Here is a 15,654-nt window from a genome sequence, read left to right on the forward strand (position 1 = left end):
ATATTCTTCCAAAATGAACAAAAGCAAGCCTAGCTTGTTGAAGTTTCAGGCAAAAAACTCTGCTGAGAAAACCTAAACAGGCGCCAAGCATATCAAAGCAGTAATCCTACCACTCTGAGCGATTTCCTGCACGATTATAAGTTACTGCTAGGGTGTACCAGCTTTATCAAAATAATCGCTCAAATCCTGCTCCAAAGTCGCGAGAATTTCTTCCAGCGCATTTTGCCAGCCAGTTACAACGGTTTGCGGGCTTGTTTTATCAATGGATGCATCAACACGAAAACCGGTTTGAAACAGCATTTTGCTGCGATCAGCATCGCCTGGACTCATAAAAAACTGCATTTCTAAAACTGCTTGCGGCGGATACTCGGCACGATCATCACCATAAAGTTTGGTCACGGCGGCTTCCAGTACCAAATCTGCTGGTTGCGAATCATCGGTAATTACATCGCTGAATAAACCACTTTTGGATAACCATCGCTGCAATTGAGAAGTAAACATCACCTGTGGATCGGTGAGTAATAAATGGCCTGCTTGCGGTTGGTATTCATTTTCGCCAACACGAAATACAATATTTTCTGTCCGGTAATGTGGCGCAATGCGGATGGGCTTTATGCGTAAAACACGACCCTGGGCAAACTGAGCGGCCACATTGCCGCGATCGACATCGACTATATAAAAGCGTGGCTCAATATTTTCCGCTTTCTTGTCTGAACCTCCGAAACCGAAACAACCTGTTAAAAAGCTGAACAGAATAATAACCAGCACTCTCTGCCATCTGTTACTCACGAAATGTTGTACTCCTGAAAAAATTTCTGGGAAATTGCATTACAGATCTTGTAATTGGTGTCGTTATAATACTGGTGGTGACTATCCCTTCTCAAATAATTTAGGCGTCAGATGGACGAGATAAAAACCAAGATCCGTGATATTGCAGATTTTCCCGAACCCGGCGTTTTATTTAAAGACATCACTCCACTTATGCAATCCCCTGTCTTACTGCGACAGGCCGTCGAATTACTGATTGCCCCCTATCGAAATTCCGGTATTACCGCCGTCGCAGGTATGGAAGCACGGGGCTTTATTTTTGGATCACTGGCCGCCTCCATGTTGGAGGTCGGTTTTATTCCCCTGCGCAAACCTGGCAAACTTCCACACATTACACACAAGGTCGAATACCAATTGGAATATGGTGAAAACAGCCTGGAAATTCACGCTGATGCCGTGGCTGAAAATGGCAATATTTTAATCGTTGATGATGTACTGGCGACCGGCGTCACGGCCAAAGCAAGCTGTGAATTAATCCAGCTACTGGGTGGTAATGTGGTTGGCTGTGCATTTCTGATGGAAATCACTGCCCTGAATGGTCGTTCCCTGTTAACCGATTTTAATGTTCATAGCGTAATTCAATACTGATGAAATTTTTACTTTTTTTGCTGTTCGCTTCACCCGCTATCGCTAATACTGTTTTTCAATCGGCGGTTCATCAAGCCAAATGGGAAACTGAAGCATCAGCATTGGCCTGTGCCTTACACCATGACGTGACCGATTATGGGCATGTCAGTTTTCATCGACACAATGGCGAGGCCATCAAATTAACCATTACCACACAAGACCACCCGGCTGCACATAACACTGTCGATTTAGTCATTACCAATACCCCGTGGCAAAGCGAAGACGTTAGTCAAAAACTGCTGACCTTGCCGGTAACTTACGGACAGCGTGAGTTTGTTATTGAAGGTAATGCGGCCAGAAAAGCCTTGTCGGCATTACAATTGGGTCAGTTTGTGCAATTGCAGTATGCCACGCAAGGCAACACCCAACCGGTCAGTATTATTCTGTCCAATGTTCAGTTCGTGCCGGCCATGCGTGAATTTCAGACCTGTTCAGATCAGATGCACCCCGACAGCTTTACTGATCTGCAATATTTCAATGTTTATTTTGAATCCGAAAAAGCGATTCTTGATAATAAAGCTTCCGGACAAATGCAACGACTGGCTGACTATCTCAAAATTGACGACAGCATCAAACGTATCATTATCGAATCTCATACCGACAGCTTTGGTCGACGTGAACTCAATACTGAGTTATCCGAACAACGGGCTCAAATTGTGAAAAGCTTTTTAATCGAACAGGCTGAGGTTGATGAAGGGATTATCGAAACGCACTCCTATCGTGATACCAAACCCATCGCTAATAACAAAACACCCGCAGGACGCGCACAGAATCGTCGTTCTGAAATACGGCTGATTCGTTAAATACCTATTCCCACAAAGCCAGCAATTCACGGGTCACCTGTTGATAATCAGATGCTTTGGTAATCGCTGAAATCATCGCCACTGAACCCACACCAGTTTTATGCAATTCACTGGCACGCGGCGGATCAATCCCACCAATGGCAACCAGTGGCGTATGTCCATCTAATAAGCGTATCCATTCTGCTAACCGATCAAACCCTTGCGGTTGCCACGGCATCTGTTTGCTGTCGGTTTCAAAAATGGGGCCCAAAGCAATATAGCTGGGATTTACTGCTAATGCTCTGGCCAGTTCCCAATATGAATGGGTTGAAATCCCCAGCCGCAATCCGGCCTGTTCAATTTCCAGCAAATCAGCATCATGCAAATCTTCCTGCCCCAGATGCACACCGTAAGCGCCATTATCGATCGCCATACGCCAGTGATCATTCACAAAAAACTGAATTTCACCATGCTGCTCGGCGATATCCACCGCACTGGCAATCTCTGCATTAAGAAAAGCGCTATCTGATTGTTTTAATCGTAATTGGAGGGTCTTGATACCAATGGTTAACAAACGATTAACCCAATCCGCACTATCGACCACAGGATAAATCCCCAGTCGCTCCGGGCATTCAGGAAAACTGAAACTTTTGCCAATCAAATCCGGGGTATAACTCAGCCTGGGGATATCGCGAAGTTCGAATGGTTGCCGTTGGTGGAAAAACAACTGATAAGGGCCCAGAGTCTGTGATTCGCGAATCCCGCGATTGATATAACTACGCGATAAAATCACCGCATCACGAATATCTTCGCCCTGGGCCAGATAACACGCCAGACTGGATGCCAGCACACAACCGGTTCCGCGAACATTTTTATTCAGTCGTCGCTGATAACAATAAAATTGACTAAACGCATTGGCAAAATAATCTGATACAAAACTTTGATCGCCATGGCCACCTTTGACCAGACAGGCTGATAAGCCCTCTTCAATCAACTGGCGAACCTGTTTCTCCACTGAGCAATCAGAATTCGCTGAGATGTACTGCATCTCAGGCAGATTCGGCGTCAGCAAAGTAATCTTTGGTAATACTGACTTGCGCACAAAATCAAGTACTTCAGGTGCAGCCTGTTCTCCACCACTTGTGGCTGCCATCACCGGGTCCATCACCACCGGCACATCATGAATGGTCAGAATCCGTTCAATGGCCTGGGCAATTTCAAGGTTTGGAATCAAACCGATTTTGATGGCTGAAATGTCAAAGTCAGCCACGCTGCTTTCGTATTGTTTGAGAAATTTCTCAGCAGATAACGGATTCAGCGCCCGCATACCATTTTGGGTCTGTTCGGTCACACAGGTCACCAATGGCACCGGATGAAAACCATGGTGGCTGACCGTTTGAATATCCGCCGTCAGTCCGGCACAGCCCTGAGGATCCAGTCCACCTATTAATAAGATCGCGGTTTGATTTTGTTTAGCCATGTTGCTGCCAGATAGGTTGGTCTAATGTGGGTGTACTAGGTTTGGCAGAATCGCGTTTGGGCATAATGCCCGCTTCAAACGCCAGACGTCCGGCATTGATGGATTGTTTAAATGCTTCGGCCATTAATGCCGGTTCAAGTGCTTCGGCCACGGCGGTATTTAACAGTATCCCGTCATAACCGAGTTCCATGGCCTGCACCGCATCCGAAGGTTTACCGATACCCGCATCGACCAGTAAAGTCATTTCTGGTAAACGTTCTCTTAATGTTCTCAATGCATAAGGATTCAATAATCCCTGACCAGTACCGATTGGTGCGCCCCAAGGCATTAAGACTTTACAACCGGCATCAGCCAGTTTCTGGCACAGGACCAAATCATCGGTGCAATAGGGAAACACCTTAAAACCATCAGCAATCAGGGTTTTGGTGGCTTCCAGCAAGGCAAACGGATCCGGTTGCAGATTAAAACTGTCGCCTAATACTTCCAGTTTGATCCAGTCAGTTTCAAATAACTCACGGGCCATATGGGCTGTTTTAATCGCCTCGGCGGCACTGTAACAACCTGCGGTATTGGGTAATAAATGACAGCCCAGCGCTTCAATCATATTCCAGAATTGCTGACCGCTATTGGCCTGGCCGGCACTTTGCCGACGCAGAGATACAGTAATCACCTGAGCACCTGATGCTTTAATGGCATCACACATAACCTGCGGTGAAGGATAAAGCGCCGTGCCGATAAATAAACGACTGCTAAGGGTTTGACCGTAAACGGTCCAGTCAGATGCCTGCATGTCAGCCTCCACTGATCGGCGACAGCACATCAATGCGATCGCCTGCTGATAATTGATAAGTTGAATGTGCCGACTTGGCGATAATATTGTCGTTAATCACCACCACAAATCGGCCTTCAATCCAGCCATGTTCAGCCAGAAAAAACTGCAAATTAGTGCTTATGGTTTCCACTGGCTGTTCATTCAAAATAAGTGAGATGGGTTGAATCGACTCAGCTTGCATAACGCACTCCCGAATCTGTTTGTTCTGATAATTTAGTCAATAATTGGTCGACCATCACCGGCCCCAGCAAATAACCATGCCGATACAGTCCGTTGACTTGATAGCCCCACTCCTGCTGGCGAATGGTCGGTAAATGATCAGGTAATGCAGGACGACAATGCGCCCGCATTTCCAACACTCGGGCTTCGGCAAAACCTTTATGAATACTGTAAAGCGCGGATAGCAATTCCATGGCACTACGCACACTGACCGGTGATCGATCTTCCGATTCAATCACCGTTGCCCCAATCACATATTGCTGATCCGGTCGTGGCGCCAGATACAGCGGATAACGTGGATGCATTAACCGCACGCACTGTTGCAGATTCACCTCTGGTGCATGAACACGCAGCACCTCACCACGAACTCCGCGTAAATCACTAATATCTGACTTACTGCCATTTCCCCGACAATCGATTACTGAGGTAAATTTATCCAGCGAATGTCCCAAAGTTTGCTGACACACTTGTTCCAATGTGGCGTTAGTTAACGTTTCAATCGGTTCAATGGTTTGCCAGTTAGCATGTTCGGTTAGAAACTCACCAACCTGCTGATAAAACTGGCGGTTATCCAGACAACTCTCTTCCGGAAAATACAATGCTGACTGAAAGTTTTCGGCCAGTTCAGGTGACAGGTTTTGCAACTGCTGAGCATCAATCTGCTGATAATCATCGGCATCGAGAATATGAGCAGCGCGACGCTGATAACGCGCCAATTCGGCCTTATCACCTTCATGTGCCACCACCAGTGTTCCGGTTTTCGGATAAAACACTCGCTTATCAAACTCAGCCAGCCATTTATCCCACAACGCCTGACTTTGAATACCCAGATCACGAATCGATCGATCTGCCGTTACTGCTTCGGTAAATGGCGCGATCATCGAAGCTGCAATAAAACCGGCACTGTCAGTACCGGCTTTATCGTCTGATGACAGAATCGTCACGGCATGACCGGCCTGAATCAGACGCCAGCTTGTCAGGCGTCCAATCAGGCCACTGCCGATAATCAGATAATGCTTCATAGCGATCGAGATCCGGTCCAATCAAACCTGATGATAGATTTTGCTGCCACCGGCCTTAAACTCTTCCGACTTCTCGGCAAAGGCTTCTTTCACATCATGTGAAATCTTCATTGAGCAGAATTTCGGTCCACACATAGAACAGAAATGCGCCACTTTTGCACTCGGTTTCGGCAAGGTCTCATCATGGAAAGCTCGCGCGGTATCAGGATCCAAACCAAGATTGAATTGGTCTTCCCAACGGAATTCAAAACGTGCTTTGGAAATCGCATCATCACGTTCATGTGCACCCGGATGGCCTTTGGCCAAATCGGCTGCATGGGCTGCAATTTTGTAGGTAATAATGCCGACTTTAACGTCATCTTTATTCGGTAAGCCTAGATGTTCTTTAGGCGTCACGTAACACAGCATCGCCGTACCAAACCAGCCAATCATCGCCGCACCAATACCCGAGGTAATGTGGTCATATCCCGGTGCAATATCGGTGACCAACGGCCCTAAGGTATAGAAAGGCGCTTCGTGGCAGACTTCCAATTGCAGATCCATGTTTTCCTTGATCTTGTGCATCGGCACATGACCCGGCCCTTCAATCATCACCTGCACATCATGTTTCCAGGCAATATGGGTTAATTCACCCAGGGTACGCAGTTCGGCAAACTGGGCTTCATCATTGGCATCCGCTTGTGAACCCGGACGCAAACCATCACCCAACGAGAACGACACATCGTAGGCTTTCATGATTTCGCAGATATCTTCAAAGTGCGTGTACAAAAAGCTTTCTTCATGATGTGCCAGACACCAGGCCGCCATAATCGAACCGCCACGCGACACAATGCCGGTAGTGCGATTTACGGTCAGTGGAATATGCGCCAGACGAATACCGGCATGAATCGTAAAGTAACTGACGCCCTGCTCGGCCTGTTCAATCAACGTGTCACGAAACACTTCCCAAGTCAGATCTTCGGCCACACCGTTTACTTTTTCCAATGCCTGATACAACGGCACGGTGCCGATTGGCACCGGTGAATTACGGATTATCCATTCACGGGTCTGATGAATATGTTTACCAGTCGACAAATCCATTACCGTGTCGCCGCCCCAACGGGTGCTCCAGACCATTTTTTCGACTTCTTCTTCGATGGATGATGTGGTGGCAGAGTTACCGATATTAGCGTTGATTTTCACCAGAAAGTTACGGCCGATAATCATCGGCTCAGCTTCAGGGTGATTGATATTGGCTGGAATAATTGCTCGTCCCTCGGCGACTTCTTTACGGACAAATTCGGGGGTGATGTGATTGGGTTTATAGGCTGGCAATTCGCCTTTGGCTTGCAGTGCGCCACGACCCATGCTTTCACGAATGGCGATATATTCCATTTCGGGGGTGATGATTCCCTGGCGCGCATAGTGCATCTGGCTAACGTTTTTGCCGGGTTTAGCTTTGCGTGGCAGACGGCGATTGGTGAACAGCGGAATATCAAATTCCTGCCCATCCTGATCACGGGTAAAGTTAGAACTGAATGCCGGTAATACTTCGGTATCGCCGCGTTCCTCAATCCATTGCTGACGAATAGGCGTTAAGCCTTTTTCCAGATCGATGGTTTCAGTGGGATCGGTGTAAATACCCGAGGTGTCATATACCATCACCGGCGCATTCGGCTGACCCGGCAGACTGGGATCACGGTTCGGTGTATCAGTCAGAGAAATTTGCCGAAAAGGCACCCGCAGATCATCACGACTGCCGGTAATATAGATTTTTTCAGAACCCGGTAATGGCTGAGTAGTAATGCCACTACGGTCTTTAATATCAATGACTTTTGGATTGGCTGCTGACATCTGATTTCCCCTTTTTGAATAAAAAAGTCGGGGAAATGAAGACGTTGCGCTTTCGCGAACAAGGTGATGGAGATACACGGCGGCTACAGTCAGACAATCAGACGTACCGGCATTCCGGCTTGTTTCCTACGGAGGTTCTAGCCTCTTCAGGTTCAACGGGTTTCATCTCAGCCCTTTCTGATAATTCAGAGGGGGCACCCCGACAAGTGGAAATCATCCTAAACTAAAAATCATTTTTTACACAAGCATCATCTGGCACAATGGGTCACATCAAACGGCATCAAATCAGGCAACATCGGCCATGGCAGATAACAAAAATAAAAATGATGACGACGAATTTTCCTTGTTTCGTAATGAAATGAGCGACGCCGAGCCGATCAAACACGACCGTCTGGTGCATCGAAAACCACCGCCACCACCACGGGTCAGAAAACCCTCCGCAGCCGAACTCACCCATGACACCAGCGAGTTTTCCAGTCTATTCGCTCCGGAAACTGTGGGAAATGAGGAATATCTGGAATACCGTGGCGACGGCATTCAAAACCGCCAATTCGCCAAACTCAAAAGTGGCAGAGTGCATCTCGAAGCAGAACTCGATTTACACGGCCTCACCCTCGCCAAAGCCGAACCCACCCTCTCCCATTTTCTCGAACAATGTCAGCAAGAAAAGATCCGTTGTGTACGAATCATTCACGGCAAAGGCTGGGGATCACGCGATAACAAACCAGTTTTAAAAAGCAAACTAAATCACTGGCTCAGACAAAGTGATGCCGTCTTGGCGTTTTGCAGTGCAACGATTGAAGATGGCGGGACTGGGGCTTTGTATGTTTTGTTAAAGCGGCAGTTTGAAAAGTGAGTTTATAACTGGCCTTTTTATTTCATATTTTTCGGGTCAACGGCCTTTTAATTTTAATTAGGATTCCTTGTAATTAATTATTTAACTATTATTCAAACAGTTGGATAATCCAACAATGGCGGTGTAATAATTAGATGGCCGCCCGATAAAATAATTATGAGGCCGAAGGCCTAATTAACATGCTGTTAGCATTCAAGGAGGCCTAGTGAGTAAATCACCATATTTAAAGGATCAAAGATTGGCTGATGTCATCGCGGCGATCCAAGTAATGAGCACCTATAAGTTCTACAAGCTTGATTTTGCTGGGTGGTCAAAGCGAATAACTGGCACAGAGAGCAATGCTGACTATTGGGAAAAAGTATTTTCTGAGCACCCGGAGTTCTTTCGACTAAATGAGGAAAAAGATAAAGTGTCTCTCGTGTGGAGACGTAGTCATCAAAGAAGTTTTCATGTCGATAGACAAGAAATACTTACTCGAGATCAAATAGAATCCCTTCCCGAGCAAGAAAAAAACACAAGAATATCTCGTACTCCGTTATCTAACGGCGACACGGCAACTCTAATATCAACAGCTGTTGATCTACATTCTAGAGCCATCGAAAGTGAGAAGGAGAAGCGGTGGCTATTTCCTTCATTAGTTACAATATTGGCGGTTTGTCTTGGTGCCATCATTAAATCGTGGTCGTAAAAATGCTAACAAGGTAGGCACGGCGACGGCTTTTCCGTTGCGGCTTCGCGTTCACTACAAAGCCGCGCGTGCTAGCGGCGTTAAAAGGGGTCCTGGATGGCAGAAACTTTCCTTGTAGATGCGAGCTTCTTGGTTCCCGCAATCAGGAGCAGTCACGAGTTCCATCTGCCATGCTATACCTTTGCTGAAGACCATAGAGATGCCAAATGGATCATTCCTAATCTGGCGATCTTTGAGTTTCAAGCAACTCAGTCTCGGCGAAATCGCGGTGACAATGACTCCCGAGAGCCGTACCGGCATATCTATTTGGAAAATGCTGTGCCGTATGAAGTTGGCCCGGAGCTCACAAAGAAGGCATGGGACTTAGACCTGTTCAATCGTTTCGACCGGTTGAAGGGCGCCGACCTTGTTTATGCATGCATAGCGAAAATTGAGAATGTGCCGTTGGTCACTCGCGATAATGATTTTTCTCGTTATTCTGAGGAGATAACCATCATCAACCCAGTGACGGATAGTGACTTTTAACCAGTCAATCAAGTACGTTCCGGCCCTGTCGGGCCGCCGCTTATTTCAGCGTTACATGCACACGGAGGTTTAGTGTCTGATTTAAAACCTGACCCAGGAGTATTTCTAGTTAAAGGAGACACTGTTAGTGTTCCATCATTGACATTGTCGGTTAACGAGCAAGGTGAAGTCGAAGCTAGTCCAATTTATCTTAATGTTGGAATAGACATGACAGCTTATTGGTTAGACATAGCTTATAAACATTTGCTAGCGACTGAGTCCGCTCATAAAAAGTTAATGGTTGCAAAGGAAGAAAAAGATAACGAAAAAATAGCTCGTTACCTTAAGAAAGAATCCATTGCTGGAATGCAATCTATAATGGCTGCTAGTATTGCGTTGGATGCTTATTATTCAAGTATCAAACAGCATGTAGATATTCCACAGGAAACTATTAATATATGGCGCGAAAATGGTACCGCGCGATATAAACAAATATCTGAAGTTTTTCGAATGGGATTTCGTTTAAAACCCCCAAGCAGTAAAAGCCTGAGAGAGATATTAAAACAAAACTTTAGATTTAGGGATAAAGCTGTTCACCCAAGTCCCGGAACTGCTGCGCCTCTATTGCATGTTGAATTGAATAAAGTTACTGACTGGAGGTATGCTACTTTTAGGTTCAATAACGCAAAAGCTATATATGGTTTGTCTCTAAGCATTGTTTTAAAAACCTCAACCAAACCGGATTCTAAAATAGCCGATAGCCTAAAAGCGTTTTGTGAAAAATTAATACCGCGCATTAAACCCCTTGAACGTAAATGGAATAAAAGATTTGGAGACCTGTTATAAAGTGCATGTAACAAGTCGTTACACACAAATGGAATCAAGGGGTGGAGAATCGAATTAAAGGGGACGCTACCCTTTTTGACTGTACATTATTTACTTAGGTTTAATCAGTTTCTGATCAACTTTACGTTGCCCTTTCATCTTTTTATAAAAGTTTTCGTGAGACCCCAGTTGTAGCAGATACATCTCAAGCCTGTCTTCCAACCAAGAGTATCCTAAAAGTGCCAGTTGTTTATCAAGTTGAAATTTGTGCACTCTCAAAAAAGCTAAATCGCCTTTCTTCTGCTCCCCTATCTCAGGGTCTTCAATGATTTTTTCTATCTCATCTTCAACCACTTTGAGTTGCGCTTTTGTCAGCTTTTTAATGGCTTTCTCAAATCGTCGCGATTCATAAACATCAATTTCGTTTTGTTCTTCTGACATAAGGTTTAACTAATCCATGTTTGACTTCTTCGGTCGCCAGTAAAGATTCACGCACAAATTCATACGACAAGTCCGAGTTGTCGATCATGATTTGGCCAATTTTTGCCCAATACTCTATTTGCTTAGGTAGGGAGCGGCTTTCTGCTTCTGCATGAACTCTGGCAATCGTGACAAACTCATCATCCAGTCTTACGCTAGTAGCCATATTTAATACCTTTCATCTCTATGTTTTAGTTTCATCAATACGATGAATAAATGTTGATTAAAAGTATGCGACAATTTGTCGCATTACGCAACACTCAGCCTCATTTCTAGTGAACACAAAACATCAAGGGGTCAGCCAGTTTGTGCAAAAGGAGATTGTTGGGTTTCGTAAACTCAACCCAACCTACCCGATTTCACCAATCAGATCGGATCATGATATTAATTAAATCAATAGTGTCAGAATCAATTGAAATTCACTTCACCACAATCAATGACATAATTCCTCATTCATTAACCTTTGCCCTTGCAATAAAACAGTAACCATCAATGGAATATTTTCTAGAGCTGGGCCATATTGGCCTTTTTATCGCTGCATTTTTAGCTGCGACGATTTTGCCTTTAAGCTCCGAAATTGTTTTAAGTGCTTTATTGCTGAATGGTTTATCCCCCACTACGCTAGTCATTACTGCAACCACAGGTAATGTTTTGGGTTCACTCACCAACTATGCGCTAGGTTACTGGGCTAGTCTGGTTGTGGTAAAAAAGTGGTTAAGGATGTCGGAAGCTGATTTTGTGCGGGCAGAACAGAAATTTGTAAAATACGGCATGTTTGCGTTGTGTTTTGTCTGGGTTCCAATAATCGGTGATCCCTTAACGGTTATGGCGGGTGTTTTGCGGGTTCGTTTAATGTGGTTTCTGATATTGGTGACTGCGGGTAAATTTCTGCGGTATGTTGCTATTAGTTACATGGTATTGAACGTAAATTGACAGATAGATCAAACGATCAACAATAAAAAGTGACAGATTCCGTAGGTTGGGTTGAAGAATGAAACCCAACACTTCATAAATGACGCAACGTTATCTAATTGTTGGGTTTCGCAAGCTCTACCCAACCTAACCCAATCAATGGGGTCAGAGTCGGTTGAAATTCGACGATTACTTGATTTCTCAGAATCTGAATCAAAGCTGTCATGCACCAATGAAAACTCTTATCCTATACCCTATTTACTCTGCATACGTTTAAACCTGATCAAAACAAATCTCTCGGCAAAACTTAGCTGGAGCTTTTCAGAATGAACACCAACTCCCCTGTGATCGACCATTTTACAAATGGTGCAATGGTTTATGATGAACGAAACCGGCAGTTGGCTCCTATTGCCGATAATATGCATTTTCTGATTCGGCTTATTTTAAAAAATGCTCCAGAGCAGGCGCGTATTCTGAGTGTGGGTGTTGGTACTGGTGCCGAGATAATTTCCCTTTCCAAATCATTTCCTCACTGGACCTTTGTTGGCGTCGATCCATCTATTGGGATGCTGGATGTCTGCCGTGAAAGGCTTATCGAAGCTGGCGTGCGGGATCGTTGTGAGCTGATTCATGGATATGTTGACGATGTGCCTGAAGGTGACAGCTTTGATGCGGTGTTAAGTATTCTGGTTGCTCACTTCGTGAAGCATGAAGACCGATTGAATTTTTATCAGGCAATGTATAGCCGCTTACGCACTAATGGCATGTTGATTAGTACTGAAATCAGCTTTGATTTGGACTCAGCCGAATTTCCATTCATGTTAAAAAACTGGGAAGCAGTGCAATCGATGATGGGAGCCACTCCGGAATCACTGGCGAATCTGCCAATGCAACTACGCGAAATGCTTTCCGTCATCTCACCAGCAGAAACTGCACACCTGCTAAAACAAGCCGGGATTGACGTGCCGATTCGCTTTTTTCAGGCGTTTATGATTAGCGGTTGGTACGGTATCAAGACTGTTTGATATCAACAGCTCAAACAGGCTGCTTTGGGAAGGCAACGCTTGTGCATCAACTACCCGAATTTTTCAGTGGCGCAACAATAGTTGCCACCCGCTCAGGCTGGCAGTTGAGATAGGGGGATGAAGCGAGCCACTTATCATCTGGATAATAAGAAAAGACAAATTGACCATCCTTGAGGATATCTACCACCTGATCGGCAACATCCCGGCTCACCGCCGGGCATCCATGGCTGCGGCCAATGCGGCCATGTTGTTTAATCCATTGGTTGTTCACATAGTCGGCGCCATGGATAACGATTGCACGTTCCCGGGCGCGATCATTGATGCCGGGTTCCAGACCATCCATCCGCAAGGAATAACCGTGCCGGCCAATATAACTTTCAGAAGCCCGGAAAAGACCGATGCTTGACTTGTGACTACCCTCTACATTGGAAAATTTGCTGGCCACGTTGTCACCTGAATTGCGGCCATGGGCTACCAGCTCTTCAAGTATCAGTGACCGACTGTCCAGATCGAAGATCCACAGGCGTGGTTCAGAGGATGGTAGAGAAAAGTCGATAATCGCCAGTCTTGAAGCCTGATCAATACCGTGATTGACGGCACACGTCATGGCGGCGATGGCCTTGTCCAGCACGGCCCGATTCAGGTTTGGGGCCTGCCTAACCAGGTCTTCATTGAGGGAGGGCTGTACTGACTTGAAACCTATTGCATTAATGGCGTTATCGTTGGAATGGGAGGGAATGGAAAGAACAAGCAGAAAACTTAAGACAAAGGCTGCCGTCAGGCGCCGGGATGTGAACTGGTGCATCGTTTTTTCCCCTCGTAATGCTCTGGTGCCCTTTTCAGGGACGAGTCAATATGCCAGAACCGGAATAATGGTGCGACTGCACAATTCATCCGCATGCCAATCAACAATGTTATGGTTAGGGCTTGTTTAGCTCACAACAGCGGCGGAGATGAAAGCTAAGCAAGTCCAATGGTGGATTCTAGCAGGCTTGAAGAAAGGAGCAAGAAGGTTGTACATTTTGTTACAAAAGTGGTGCGCTTTGACGGCATGCTTTTTGGTCATCTCGGTATTACCCAGTCACGTGCTGGCCGTGAGCAATTTGCAAACACAGTTCGCCAGCGATCTTGCTCCGATTCTGTCAGACGACAAACGTTGTCGCGTTCCGGATACCAGCAGATCAAAGTCGCAGACGGACTGGCTACAGAGCCTTTACGGTAACCATTTCTCCGCTCCATTATGGACCGATCAAAAGCGTTATGATGCCCTGCTGGCTGCCCTGACGGATCTGAAATGGGATGGCCTGGATCCTGAAATGTACGCCATCCTGCAGTTGGAACAATGGCGCATAATTGGGAACACTGATGGTAAAACGCTAGCCTGTCGTGACTTATTGGCTTCCACGGCCTACCTGGCAGCGCTCTACCACTTGCAGTATGGTTTTCTCGATCGTTCTGTTATCGCTCCCATCTGGCGCCTCGTTGAGGAGGAAGACAACGGGATCGATGCAGTGTCGCTTGAAAACCTTGGTATCGTGGCTCGCCAAGGTCTGCAGAATATCGCTACCGCGATTGATCATGCCCGGCCAGAATCTTCTGCTTACCGGCAATTACGCTCAGCATATAAGATCTGGCATCAACAACATCGTGACGTAAACTGGCCTTATGTGCCCCATGGCCCGCTGTTGAGGCCCGGCATGAAAGATGACAGGGTATCGGTTCTGCACCAACGATTGATACAAATCCCCAACACCGACATTGCGCCAGACAATCGCCCTTCTCACCCTGATGATCACTACGATGCAGCGTTAGTGGAAAAAGTAAAGGATTTTCAGGCCCAGCATCGCCTGAAGGTAGATGGTATTGTGGGTCCTGAAACATTGGATGCGCTCAATCTGTCACGCAATTTTCGCGAGGAGCAGTTTAAGATCAACTTGGAACGTATGCGCTGGCTGGAGCGGGAAATATCGCCCACACTGTTGCTGGTTGACATCGCCGGTGCCCAGGTTACCTATACTCGTGATGGTCAGATCATCTGGCAAGGAAAAGTGCAGGTGGGAACTGCCCGCCGCCAGACCCCTGCCCTCAGATCCTCAGTAAGCTATCTCACTTTTAGTCCTAACTGGACCGTGCCACCCACCATCTATCGCCAGGACAAGCTACCGGAAATCCGTAAGAATATAGCGTATCTTGCTGCCAACCGGCTCAGAGTGCTGGATCAGGATGGACGCGAGCTGAACCCTGCCACGATTGACTGGCAAAATCCGGGGTCAATTAAGCTACGCCAGGATCCGGGACCGAACAACGCCCTGGGCTTGGTGGTGATCCGTTTTCCCAATCCCTTTTTTGTATACCTGCACGACACTCCCAGTCAGAGTCTGTTTGCCAGTCACAGACGTACTTACAGCTCCGGCTGTGTACGTGTAGAAGGGGCCAGAAACCTGGCTGACGAGCTGTTCGCTGGCGCAAGTCAGCAAACCCATAACGCGATAATCGACGCTATTGAACGGAGACAGACTCGCAATATTCCCTTGCCTGCCAGAGTACCAATATTAATGGACTACTGGACTGCAGCAGCAGATGAAGATGGCCGGGTGGAATTCAGGCCGGATGTGTATCAGCGCGATGTTGAATTGGCGACGGCCCTTAAAGCGCAGCAGAGAAGAATAAACACCTTTTTAACTGAATTACCGCCTTGATCGCTCTGTAATCAGTTATCAGGTCTGTCGAATCGACTAAAT

Annotated in this window: 18 protein-coding genes and 1 riboswitch; of the genes, 9 read left to right on the forward strand and 9 right to left on the reverse strand. The window is 46.4% G+C overall.

Going from position 1 to position 15,654, the window contains the following annotated elements:
• Nucleotides 1-147: 147 nt before the first annotated feature.
• Nucleotides 148-789, reverse strand: coding sequence for an ABC-type transport auxiliary lipoprotein family protein (locus tag B2W60_RS13270; RefSeq protein ID WP_292359254.1), 642 nt, complete (start codon nucleotides 787-789; stop codon nucleotides 148-150).
• 111 nt (nucleotides 790-900) lie between these two features.
• Between B2W60_RS13270 and B2W60_RS13275 the strand changes: the two genes are divergently transcribed.
• Entirely contained in the window at nucleotides 901-1,416 is a 516-nt protein-coding gene (locus B2W60_RS13275) for an adenine phosphoribosyltransferase (RefSeq protein ID WP_292359253.1), read from the forward strand.
• The gene (locus tag B2W60_RS13280) at nucleotides 1,416-2,258 is read left to right on the forward strand and encodes an OmpA family protein (protein ID WP_292359252.1); all 843 of its coding nucleotides are present in this window, start codon (nucleotides 1,416-1,418) and stop codon (nucleotides 2,256-2,258) included. The genes B2W60_RS13275 and B2W60_RS13280 overlap by 1 nt, the downstream gene beginning before the upstream one ends.
• 4 nt (nucleotides 2,259-2,262) lie before the next feature.
• Here the strand turns inward: B2W60_RS13280 and thiE are convergent, their stop codons facing one another.
• The 5 genes from thiE to thiC are packed head-to-tail and all read right to left on the reverse strand — an operon-like array spanning nucleotide 2,263 to nucleotide 7,623.
• Entirely contained in the window at nucleotides 2,263-3,717 is a 1,455-nt protein-coding gene (gene thiE / locus B2W60_RS13285) for a thiamine phosphate synthase (RefSeq protein WP_292359250.1), read from the reverse strand.
• Complete coding sequence (locus B2W60_RS13290) at nucleotides 3,710-4,507, reverse strand: thiazole synthase (protein WP_292359249.1); 798 nt, start codon at nucleotides 4,505-4,507, stop codon at nucleotides 3,710-3,712. The genes thiE and B2W60_RS13290 overlap by 8 nt, the downstream gene beginning before the upstream one ends.
• Before the next feature lies 1 nt (nucleotide 4,508).
• A complete protein-coding gene (gene thiS / locus B2W60_RS13295) occupies nucleotides 4,509-4,730 on the reverse strand; it encodes a sulfur carrier protein ThiS (RefSeq protein WP_292359248.1) in 222 nt (73 codons plus the stop codon).
• Nucleotides 4,720-5,790, reverse strand: coding sequence for an NAD(P)/FAD-dependent oxidoreductase (locus B2W60_RS13300; RefSeq protein ID WP_292359246.1), 1,071 nt, complete (start codon nucleotides 5,788-5,790; stop codon nucleotides 4,720-4,722). The genes thiS and B2W60_RS13300 overlap by 11 nt, the downstream gene beginning before the upstream one ends.
• 21 nt (nucleotides 5,791-5,811) lie before the next feature.
• The gene (gene thiC, locus B2W60_RS13305; RefSeq protein ID WP_292359244.1) at nucleotides 5,812-7,623 is read right to left on the reverse strand and encodes a phosphomethylpyrimidine synthase ThiC; all 1,812 of its coding nucleotides are present in this window, start codon (nucleotides 7,621-7,623) and stop codon (nucleotides 5,812-5,814) included.
• Nucleotides 7,624-7,729: 106 nt separating this feature from the next.
• Nucleotides 7,730-7,835: riboswitch (TPP riboswitch) on the reverse strand.
• Between the two features lie 89 nt (nucleotides 7,836-7,924).
• Between thiC and B2W60_RS13310 the strand changes: the two genes are divergently transcribed.
• From B2W60_RS13310 to B2W60_RS13325, 4 genes are all read left to right on the forward strand, one after another.
• On the forward strand, nucleotides 7,925-8,479 hold the full coding sequence (locus B2W60_RS13310; protein WP_292359242.1) for a Smr/MutS family protein: 555 nt from the start codon (nucleotides 7,925-7,927) through the stop codon (nucleotides 8,477-8,479).
• 205 nt (nucleotides 8,480-8,684) lie between these two features.
• Nucleotides 8,685-9,167, forward strand: coding sequence for a hypothetical protein (locus B2W60_RS13315; RefSeq protein ID WP_292359241.1), 483 nt, complete (start codon nucleotides 8,685-8,687; stop codon nucleotides 9,165-9,167).
• A gap of 96 nt (nucleotides 9,168-9,263) precedes the next feature.
• A complete protein-coding gene (locus tag B2W60_RS13320; RefSeq protein ID WP_292359239.1) occupies nucleotides 9,264-9,692 on the forward strand; it encodes a PIN domain-containing protein in 429 nt (142 codons plus the stop codon).
• Between the two features lie 72 nt (nucleotides 9,693-9,764).
• Nucleotides 9,765-10,517, forward strand: a complete 753-nt coding sequence (locus B2W60_RS13325; RefSeq protein ID WP_292359237.1) for a hypothetical protein — start codon at nucleotides 9,765-9,767, stop codon at nucleotides 10,515-10,517.
• A 90-nt stretch (nucleotides 10,518-10,607) separates the two neighbouring features.
• Here B2W60_RS13325 and B2W60_RS13330 read toward each other — a convergent pair whose 3' ends face one another.
• Together B2W60_RS13330 and B2W60_RS13335 are read right to left on the reverse strand one after the other, a co-directional pair.
• The gene (locus tag B2W60_RS13330) at nucleotides 10,608-10,937 is read right to left on the reverse strand and encodes a type II toxin-antitoxin system RelE/ParE family toxin (protein ID WP_292359235.1); all 330 of its coding nucleotides are present in this window, start codon (nucleotides 10,935-10,937) and stop codon (nucleotides 10,608-10,610) included.
• Nucleotides 10,912-11,142 (reverse strand): TA system antitoxin ParD family protein, encoded by a 231-nt coding sequence (locus B2W60_RS13335; protein ID WP_292359233.1) that lies wholly within the window; start codon nucleotides 11,140-11,142, stop codon nucleotides 10,912-10,914. Before B2W60_RS13335 ends, B2W60_RS13330 begins: the two co-directional genes overlap by 26 nt.
• Nucleotides 11,143-11,468: 326 nt before the next feature.
• Here B2W60_RS13335 and B2W60_RS13340 point away from each other — a divergent pair, with 326 nt between their 5' ends.
• Both B2W60_RS13340 and B2W60_RS13345 read left to right on the forward strand, forming a co-directional pair.
• Complete coding sequence (locus B2W60_RS13340) at nucleotides 11,469-11,909, forward strand: YqaA family protein (RefSeq protein WP_292359231.1); 441 nt, start codon at nucleotides 11,469-11,471, stop codon at nucleotides 11,907-11,909.
• A 305-nt stretch (nucleotides 11,910-12,214) separates the two neighbouring features.
• Entirely contained in the window at nucleotides 12,215-12,913 is a 699-nt protein-coding gene (locus tag B2W60_RS13345; RefSeq protein ID WP_292359230.1) for a class I SAM-dependent methyltransferase, read from the forward strand.
• A 46-nt stretch (nucleotides 12,914-12,959) separates the two neighbouring features.
• On the opposite strand, the gene B2W60_RS13350 is transcribed toward B2W60_RS13345, so the two are convergent.
• Complete coding sequence (locus B2W60_RS13350; protein ID WP_292359228.1) at nucleotides 12,960-13,718, reverse strand: murein L,D-transpeptidase catalytic domain family protein; 759 nt, start codon at nucleotides 13,716-13,718, stop codon at nucleotides 12,960-12,962.
• Nucleotides 13,719-13,926: 208 nt separating this feature from the next.
• Here B2W60_RS13350 and B2W60_RS13355 point away from each other — a divergent pair, with 208 nt between their 5' ends.
• Nucleotides 13,927-15,612, forward strand: a complete 1,686-nt coding sequence (locus tag B2W60_RS13355; RefSeq protein WP_292359226.1) for a L,D-transpeptidase family protein — start codon at nucleotides 13,927-13,929, stop codon at nucleotides 15,610-15,612.
• The last annotated feature ends 42 nt before the right edge of the window (nucleotides 15,613-15,654 follow it).

The sequence above is a fragment of the Methylophaga sp. UBA2496 genome, assembly GCF_002341635.1.
Lineage (GTDB): Bacteria > Pseudomonadota > Gammaproteobacteria > Nitrosococcales > Methylophagaceae > Methylophaga.

Bases quoted from the DNA above. Each gene is read 5' to 3' on its own strand.
- B2W60_RS13275 (WP_292359253.1), top strand. From the start codon at position 901: ATGGACGAGATAAAAACCAAGATCCGTGATATTGCAGATTTTCCCGAA.
- B2W60_RS13280 (WP_292359252.1), top strand. From the start codon at position 1,416: ATGAAATTTTTACTTTTTTTGCTGTTCGCTTCACCCGCTATCGCTAAT.
- thiE (WP_292359250.1), bottom strand. From the start codon at position 3,717: ATGGCTAAACAAAATCAAACCGCGATCTTATTAATAGGTGGACTGGAT.
- B2W60_RS13290 (WP_292359249.1), bottom strand. From the start codon at position 4,507: ATGCAGGCATCTGACTGGACCGTTTACGGTCAAACCCTTAGCAGTCGT.
- thiS (WP_292359248.1), bottom strand. From the start codon at position 4,730: ATGCAAGCTGAGTCGATTCAACCCATCTCACTTATTTTGAATGAACAG.
- B2W60_RS13300 (WP_292359246.1), bottom strand. From the start codon at position 5,790: ATGAAGCATTATCTGATTATCGGCAGTGGCCTGATTGGACGCCTGACA.
- thiC (WP_292359244.1), bottom strand. From the start codon at position 7,623: ATGTCAGCAGCCAATCCAAAAGTCATTGATATTAAAGACCGTAGTGGC.
- B2W60_RS13310 (WP_292359242.1), top strand. From the start codon at position 7,925: ATGGCAGATAACAAAAATAAAAATGATGACGACGAATTTTCCTTGTTT.
- B2W60_RS13320 (WP_292359239.1), top strand. From the start codon at position 9,264: ATGGCAGAAACTTTCCTTGTAGATGCGAGCTTCTTGGTTCCCGCAATC.
- B2W60_RS13330 (WP_292359235.1), bottom strand. From the start codon at position 10,937: ATGTCAGAAGAACAAAACGAAATTGATGTTTATGAATCGCGACGATTT.
- B2W60_RS13335 (WP_292359233.1), bottom strand. From the start codon at position 11,142: ATGGCTACTAGCGTAAGACTGGATGATGAGTTTGTCACGATTGCCAGA.
- B2W60_RS13340 (WP_292359231.1), top strand. From the start codon at position 11,469: ATGGAATATTTTCTAGAGCTGGGCCATATTGGCCTTTTTATCGCTGCA.
- B2W60_RS13345 (WP_292359230.1), top strand. From the start codon at position 12,215: ATGAACACCAACTCCCCTGTGATCGACCATTTTACAAATGGTGCAATG.
- B2W60_RS13350 (WP_292359228.1), bottom strand. From the start codon at position 13,718: ATGCACCAGTTCACATCCCGGCGCCTGACGGCAGCCTTTGTCTTAAGT.